This is a genomic window from Actinomadura sp. RB99 (genome assembly GCF_014706005.1).
Taxonomy (GTDB): domain Bacteria; phylum Actinomycetota; class Actinomycetes; order Streptosporangiales; family Streptosporangiaceae; genus Spirillospora.
The window spans coordinates 155,086-161,085 of the sequence record NZ_JABMCA010000016.1; the positions used below are offsets into that span (position 1 = coordinate 155,086).

Genomic DNA, 6,000 nt, shown 5'->3' on the forward strand with positions numbered 1-6,000 from the left:
TGCATAAAGGCTCTATATAAAGCTGCTATGCTTCACCCATGAGTCGCCAAGGCGCCGCGCACGACGCTTCCGATGCCATCGGGTCGGCCCTCTACGATCTGGCCACCAGGGCCGTGAGACGCCTTCCCCGCGACATGAGCCTGACGTCCGCCGCCACCCTGGCCACCCTGGACAAGACCGGCCCGCGACGGATCACCGATCTGGCGGCGGCCGAGGGCGTCACCCAGCCCGCGATGACCGTCGTGGTCCGGGTGATGGAGAAGTCCGGGCTGGTCGAGCGGACGGGCGATCCGTCCGACAGGCGGGTGACGCTGGTGCGCCTGACCGAGGCCGGCGCGTCGTACGTCCGGACACGGCGCCAGGCGGGCGTCGACGCGTACGCGCGGCTGATCGACGGACTCACCGGTGACGAGGTCGAGGCCCTGGCAGCGGCCCTCCCGGCGCTGCTGCATCTGGCAGAGCTCGAAAGCCACGCCCGAGAGGAGTCGGACCGGTGACCGCGGCCCCGGGTCACGACCGGCCCATGAGCACAGCCCCGGCGCGTTCCGAGGCACGCCTGCTGGTCCCCGCCCTGATGTTCATCGCCCTGGTCGTGGCGGCGGTCGGCAGCCTCGGGACGCCGCTCATCACCAGCGTGGCGACCACGTTCCACGTCTCCCTCGACAGCGCGCAGTGGACGCTGACCATCGCCCTGCTCAGCGGCGCCGTCGCCACGCCCGTCCTCGGCCGGCTCGGCGCCGGTCCGCACCGGCGGGCCACGATCCTCGCCACGCTGGCGATCGTCGTCGTCGGCAGCGCGCTCACCGTGCTGCCGCTGCCGTTCGCCTGCCTGCTCGCCGGCAGAGCGGCCCAAGGCACCGGACTCGGCCTCACGGCGCTGATGATGGGCGTGGCCCGCGACCATCTCCCCGAGCGGCGCGGCGCGGCCACGATCGCCCTGATCTCGGTGGTCTCCATCATCGGGGCCGGCGTCGGCTACCCGCTGGCCGCGCTGCTCGCCGAGTTCGGCGGACTGCGGGCCGCCTACGGCCTCGGCCTGCTCGTCACCGCCGTCGCGTTCCTGACCGCTTGGCGCTCCGTGCCCGCGGCTCCCGAAGGCCGCTCCGCTCACGTGAACGTGGCCGGTGCGCTCGTCCTGGCGGGTGGACTGCTCCTCGTCCTGTTCCTCGCCGGCGAGAGCAGCCTGTGGAGCCGGCACCTCGCCGTGGCGGTGACCCTCGCCGTCGCCGCCGTGCTCCTGCTGTGCGTCTGGACCGCCTCCGAGCTGCGCAGCACGACGCCTCTGGTCGACGTCCGGGCGGTGCGGCACCCGGCGGTCGCCGGGGCGAACATCGCCATGTTCGTCGGCGGGAGCGGCATGTACCTGCTGCTCACGCTCATCACCCGCTACGCCCAGACGCCGCACGGCGCCGGCTACGGGTTCGGGCTGAGCACCTTCGTAGCGGGGCTGGTCCTCATCCCCTTCTCCGTGCTGGGGTTCGTCGCCGGCAAGCTCACGCCCCGGGTCCGCGAACGGATCGACGGCCCCCTGCTCCTGGCCGGCAGCGCCGCCATCGTCGGCGGCGGGTTCGTCCTGTTCGCGGCGGCCCGGTCCAATCTGGCCGAACTGCTCGTGGCCATGGGCGTGCTGGGGTTCGGCGTCGGCAGCTTCTCGGCCGCCATGCCCGGCGTCATCCTGGCCGTCACGCCCAAGAGCGAGACGTCGAGCGCCATGAGCTTCAACTACGTCGTCCGCAGCGTCGGGTACTCCTTGGGCAGCGCCATCGGCGGTCTGGTGCTGGCCGCCGGCACCGGCACCGGCCGCGTCTTCCCGAACGACGGCGCCTACACCACCGCCGCGCTGGTAGGCGTCGCCGCGATGGCGATCACGACGATGACCAGCCTCGTCCTCGCCCGCCGACGCTCAGCCGAGACGGATCCGATCGCGGATCCGGCCGGTTGACCGAAGCCGTCCGAACACAGGAGGTCACCATGGCCAAGGGCTACTGGGTCAGCGTCTACCGCACCATCGCCGACCCCGAGAAGCTCGCCGCCTACAACAAGCTGGCCGGTCCGGCCGTCAGGGCCGCGGGCGGGCGGGTGCTCGCCCGCGACGGCCGGGTCGTCGCGCACGACGCCGGAATCGCCGAGCGCACCATCCTGATCGAGTTCGACAGCTTCGAACAGGCGGTCGCCGCACGCGCGAGTGCGGCCTACCAGGAGGCGCTGGCCGCACTCGCCGACGGCGTCGAGCGCGACTTCCGCATCATCGAAGGTCTCGACTGACGACCGATGCCGGGCCGGGTTCCGTGGGACGCGACACCTGGCGCGGTCCCGGCCCCGGTACCGGTCCGTTCGAGCGCCGGGTCTTCTTGGTCAGCCCTTGATCTGCGTCCAGGCCTGCGTCCAGCGCGCGTAGTCGACGCAGTCGTTGCCGCGGTCGTCCCCGCAGTCCTTCACCGGCGTGCGCCAGAACGCCAGCCGCTTGTAGAAGGCGGGATCGCCGACGTGGTACGTGGAGCAGAAGCCCTTCGCGGTGTACGCGCACGCCTTCGGGTTGGCCGGCGCCTCACCGAAGTACTGCGCGACCTGCGCCTGCACCCTCGGCTTGATGATCCAGTTCATCCACTTGTACATGCACGCGGGATGCTGCGCCTTCGACGAGATCATCCACGTGTCGGACCAGCCGGTGGCGCCCTCCGTCGGGATCGTGGTCGCGACCGGTGACCGCTGGTCCATCGCCAGGTTCGCGGTCACCTGCCACGCGGTGCCCGCGTAGTTGTCGGCGCTCTTGAACGACTGGAGCTCGTCGAGGTAGTTCGCCCAGTACTGGTTCACGTTCGGCCGCTGCTGCTTCAGCAGGTCGATCGCCGCGCCGAACTGCTTCTCGTCCAGCTCGTACACGTTCTTGATCTTCAGGTCCGGGCGGTGCGCCTTCAGGTACAGCGCGGCGTCGGCGATGTAGATGGGGGAGTCGTAGGCGACGACGTGCCCCGACGCCGGGGAGTCCTTCCTCCACACGACGTCCCAGGACGTGGGGCGCTGCGCCAGCTTGTCCGTCCGGTACATCAGCATGTTGGCGCCGTAGCCGTGCGGGACGCCGTACATCCGCCCGTCCACCGAGTTGTACGGCTGGTTCTTCAGGAACCCGGCGATGTCGCCGTACCCGCTGAGCAGCCGCGTGTTGACCGGCGCGACCGTCCCGCCGTAGACGAGCCGCAGCGACGCGTCGCCGGACGCGGACACGCCGTCGTACTTGCCCGTCTGCATCAGCGCGACCATCGAGTCGGACGTGTCGGCCACCTTCGCCTCGACGCGGCATCCGGTCGCCTTGGTGAACGGGGTGACCCAGTCGACCTTCGGGTCGTTCGACCCGTTCTCGGCGTAGCCCGCCCAGACGACCAGGTCGAGCCGGCCCTCCGAGGCGCCGATCTCCTGCTGCGTCGGGATGTCCGGCGGCGGTGCCGCGCCGGTCGAGCCGCCGCCGCACCCGGCGGTCAGGGCGGCCACCACGAGCGCGGCCGCCGCGAGCGGGCGCCGCACCCGGTGCGCGTGGTTCGGGGTGTTCGCCATCACGCTGAGAGATCGTAGGGCTATTTTTGGTCACGTGCGCACACAAAATGTGATGATCTGGAAACTGTCGACACACGGCGCGGGATCGCCCTAGGCTTCCGTCCGTTCCGCGGCGACCTCCCCGGTTCCGCTCGAACCTTGTGGGTTCCGCCCGGACCTTGTCGGCCCCCACCTGCCCCCACGAGCGAAAGTCGTCACCGAAGTGCCAAAACGAGGCCGCTCCTCGGACCCCGCCGCCGGCCACCGTCGGGTCCCCAAGGCGTCGCGGTTCCGGTCCATCCGGTTCAAGGTCGTCCTGATGGTGACCGTCTCGGTCGTCTCGCTCGGCGTGCTCTGGGCCTTCGCCGCGAGCATCGCGCTCGGCCAGGGCCTCAACCTCCGGCACGTCGAGACCGTCCAGGACCACTTCGGCTACCCGTCCGGCGCGCTCGGCAGCGCCCTGCAGAACGAGCGCCGGCTGTCGATGGTGTACCTCGGCAGCCGCACCGACGGGGACCGCGCCGCGATGGAGTCGGGGCGGCTCGTCACCGACCGGCAGGCCGAGCTGTTCCGCCGCCTCGTCCAGGACCCCGGCGCCCGCGGCGCCGCGCCCGCGCAGGCCCGCCGGCTCGCCGACCGGATCGGCGGCGAGCTCGCCGCGCTCGGCACCGGGCGGCGCGCCATCGACGCCGGCGCCACCGGCCGCGCCAAGGCGTTCGCCGACTACACCGCCCTGCTGTCGGACGTCGGGTCGCTGCAGGGCTCCCTCGCCACCCTCGACAACTCCGAGGTCGCCAAGGACGCCCGCAACGAGGCGTCGCTGTCGCGGGCCCGCGAGACCCTCGCCGAGGAGGACGCCGTCCTCGCCGGCGCGCTCGCCGCCGGGCGGATGACGCCCGCCGAGCACGCCCAGTTCGTCAAGCTCGTCGGCACCCAGCGCGCCCTGTACGGGTTCGCCTCGTCCGAGCTGCGCGCCGACGACCAGTCCTACTACCAGCGCGTCACCGGCATGCCGGAGTACGCCCGGCTCCGCGCGCTGGAGGACCGGTTCGTCGCGTCCCGCACGCTCGTCCGGCCGTCCACCGACTCCGGGACGCTGTGGAAGACCACCGCCGACTCCAACCTCACCCGGCTGCGCGGCCTGGAGCTGTCGGTGGCCGCGGGCGCCGAGCAGCGCGCCAAGCCGATCTCCGACGGCATCATCACCCGGGTCGTGCTGGCCGGCGTCCTCGGCCTCCTCGCCGTCGTCGCGTCCCTGGTCATCGCGGTGTGGGTGGCGCGGTCCGTGATCCGCGAGCTGGCCCGGCTGCGCCGCGAGGCCATCGACCTCGCCGACGTCCGGCTGCCCGGCGTGATCCGCCGGCTGCGCCGCGGCGAGGAGGTCGACGTGGCCGCCGAGGCGCCGCCGCTGGCGTTCGGCACCCGCGAGATCGACCAGGTCGGCGAGGCGTTCAACGCCGCCCGCCGCACCGCCATCCAGGGCGCGGTGGAGGAGGCGACGCTGCGCCGCAACGTCAGCGACGTCTTCGTCAACCTCGCCCGCCGCAGCCAGACGCTGCTGCACCGCCAGCTCAAGCTGCTCGACTCGATGGAGCGGCGCATCGAGGTCCCCGACGACCTGGAGGATCTGTTCCGGGTCGACCACCTCGCCACCCGCATGCGCCGGCACGCGGAGGGCCTCATCATCCTGTCCGGGCAGGCGCCCGGCCGCGGCTGGCGCAGCCCCGTCGCGATCGTCGACGTCGCCCGCGCCGCCGCGTCCGAGGTCGAGGACTACACCCGCGTCAACGTCGCGCCGATGACCCGCGCCGCGATCGTCGGGCCCGCCGTCGCCGACGTCATCCACCTGCTCGCCGAGCTGATCGAGAACGCCACCGCGTTCTCGCCGCCGCACACCACCGTGCAGGTGCACGGGCAGGCCGTCTCGCACGGCTTCACCCTGGAGGTCGAGGACCGCGGGCTCAGCATGGACGAGCCGAGCCTCGCCGCGGCCAACGAGCGGCTCGCCAGCGGCGGCGAGTTCGACCTGTCCGACGCCTCGCAGCTCGGTCTGTTCGTCGTCGGCCGGCTCGCCCGCCGGCACGGCGTCAAGGTCACCCTGCGGACCTCCCCGTACGGCGGCATGACCGCGATCGTGCTGCTGCCCGAGGACCTCGTCGTCCGCGCCGACGCCGAGGCGCTGGAGGCGCCGCCCGCGCTCACCACCCGCCGCGCCGAGGACGCCCTCGTCCCGGTCGGTGCCGTCGTCGGCCGCCGTCCGGACGGCCCCGACGACGACGGGCCCGGCGGCGCCGTGCTGCGCCTCCCGGCCGGACGGCACGCCGCGGCGCCGCGCCCGGAACCCGCCGAGGCCCGTCCCGCGGAGCCGCTCGCCCGCCCGCCGAGGTTCGGCGACGACCCGCTCGGCCCGCTCGCCGAAGACCCCTTCGGCGACGACCCGCTCGGCGCGGGCCCGGGCGGCGGCGCGGC

The 6,000-nt window shown here is 72.9% G+C and carries 5 protein-coding genes; 4 read left to right on the forward strand and 1 reads right to left on the reverse strand.

Translation table 11 applies throughout. The annotated features are described in order from the left end of the window. Window positions 1-38: 38 nt before the first annotated feature. Genes amrb99_RS17595 through amrb99_RS17605 form a run of 3 tightly spaced genes read left to right on the forward strand, consistent with a single transcriptional unit; the run spans window position 39 to window position 2,265 of the window. Window positions 39-497, forward strand: coding sequence for a MarR family transcriptional regulator (locus tag amrb99_RS17595; protein WP_241755631.1), 459 nt, complete (start codon window positions 39-41; stop codon window positions 495-497). A 26-nt stretch (window positions 498-523) separates the two neighbouring features. Further along, entirely contained in the window at window positions 524-1,942 is a 1,419-nt protein-coding gene (locus amrb99_RS17600; protein WP_190857064.1) for an MFS transporter, read from the forward strand. 29 nt (window positions 1,943-1,971) lie between these two features. Then, a complete protein-coding gene (locus tag amrb99_RS17605) occupies window positions 1,972-2,265 on the forward strand; it encodes a DUF1330 domain-containing protein (protein ID WP_190857065.1) in 294 nt (97 codons plus the stop codon). 90 nt (window positions 2,266-2,355) lie between these two features. Here the strand turns inward: amrb99_RS17605 and amrb99_RS17610 are convergent, their stop codons facing one another. Beyond that, on the reverse strand, window positions 2,356-3,552 hold the full coding sequence (locus tag amrb99_RS17610; RefSeq protein ID WP_190857076.1) for an extracellular solute-binding protein: 1,197 nt from the start codon (window positions 3,550-3,552) through the stop codon (window positions 2,356-2,358). 298 nt (window positions 3,553-3,850) lie between these two features. On the opposite strand from amrb99_RS17610, the gene amrb99_RS17615 reads away from it, so the two are divergent. Beyond that, on the forward strand, window positions 3,851-6,000 hold a 2,150-nt coding region (locus amrb99_RS17615), incomplete at its 3' end, for a nitrate- and nitrite sensing domain-containing protein (RefSeq protein ID WP_190857066.1).